The organism is Caulobacter sp. P1_B12_2 (assembly GCF_056406675.1).
In genome coordinates, this window is the sequence record NZ_JBFTZS010000647.1 from 1 (window position 1) to 1,819 (window position 1,819).

Consider the following 1,819-nt stretch of genomic DNA (forward strand, 5'->3'; position numbering starts at 1 on the left):
GGGCTACACCTTGCTGGGCGACCCCACCGCCACGACGCCGACCACGGGGGTCGCGCGCTTCAACGGCGAGGCGACCGGCTATCTCAGCAGCGAGGAATTCATCGCCCGGGCGACGGTGGACATCGACTTCGCCGCCGCCACCGTGCGCGGCGGGATCGAGGACCTGACGTTCGCCAACACGGTGGCGCCGGACAGCCAGATGCCCGGCGGTCCCAGCACGCGGTACGACTTCAGCTTCGAGGGGTCGGTCTCGAGCGGCAAGTTCAACGCCACGACCATCACCGCGCCAAACCAGACGGGCGAGACGGGCTTCGTGCGCGGCCAGTTCTACGGCCCCTCCACCGATCTGGAGATCGGCGGGGTGTTCGACGTGTCCTACACGGGCGGCGCGCGGCTGTATGGCGGCTTCGTCGCCGGCCACCCCGTCGATCCGCCGTACAGCGGCACGGGGGCCATCACCTACCGGCCTTCGTTCGCCAGCCTGGTCACGTCCGCGGGCTCCGGCGTCGCCACGTACAACCAGAACSACATCGAAGGGACCGTGCCGGGACAAACGGAATTGGTCCGCTATACGCCTGGCGCGCTCGCCTCCGCCGAAAGCTATGAAATCCGCACCAACGCCGGGACGGAGTCGGTCTCGGCGGACTTCGGTCCCGCCCAATATACGGGCCTGTCGAGCGTCTCCTACAGCCGTCCGCTGCCGAACACCGACCCGATCCAGGGTCCGACCTCGCGGACCATCCAGCCCGAGACCTGGACCCGGGGCGCGACGACGCTGAGCCGCTACGATCTGGACATGCAGGTCGATGACGCCTGGATCCGTCCGGCCTACGTCCAACTGCTGGAATACGTCAATCCCAGCCTGTCGGCGGGCGTCGAGCAGCGGCTCTATACGACAGTCGGCGCGCGCGCGACGACGCGTCCGACCACGGGGGCGGCCCGCTATTTCGGCGAGGCGTTCGGAACCTTCGACGACACCATCGCCAACAAGCAGTATCGAACGTTCGCGAAGACCAGGGTCGATATGAAGTTCGACGTCTCAAAAGCGATGGGGTGGTTCAGCGATTTCACCTTCTATGAAATGAACGGCTCGAAAGTCTTGGCCGGCGCTCCGCAGGTCGACGATTTCAGCTTCAACGCCTATTTCGGCAATGCGAACACCGCTCCGAGCCGGTTCGATGGGTTCGCCACGACGAAGGTCACGGCCAGTGGTCCGACCGGTTACGTCAACGGCACGGTCCGAGGCGACCTGTTCGGTCCCTCTGCGTCGGAGGTCGGCGGGATCTACAGCCTGAACAACGCGGCGAGCGGCGTGGCCATGGCCGGCATGTTCGTGGCGGGTAACAACGGTCCTCCGCCTCCGGGTCTCAATCAACCGTTCGGCCAGACCTACACCAGTACGCCCGGCGACAGCCTGTACGCCTTCGCGACCGCGCCCCTGACCAACATCAGCATGACGTGGGCCCGAGGGCCTGGGCGATTCGACGACACGGTGAGCCTGCAATTTTCGCGCACCCCGGTGGGGGGGAGCGTTTCGTTGGGCCTTCCTCAAGGCGAGAACCAAACCAGCGCGAACGGCAAGAACACCGAACTGGTCATCGACCACGTCAACGGGGGCAGCAATTTCTTACGCGTCGTTCAGCGCGTGGCGGGCCTCGACCTGAACTATGCCAGCCTGGTCGGTTGGTACAACCAGGACGCCCGCTCGAATTCGTCGACCTATGTGGGCTTCGGCCTTCGCGCGACCAACATGCCGACCACCGGCACGGCCCAGTACAAGGGCGGGGCGTTCGCCGCCTATGATCTTGCGACATTCACC

Annotated in this window: 1 protein-coding gene; it reads left to right on the forward strand. The window is 65.7% G+C overall.

Going from position 1 to position 1,819, the window contains the following annotated elements:
• A partial coding sequence (locus AC1DZ6_RS24450; protein ID WP_477099698.1) for a transferrin-binding protein-like solute binding protein occupies window positions 1–1,819 on the forward strand: 1,819 nt, incomplete at both ends.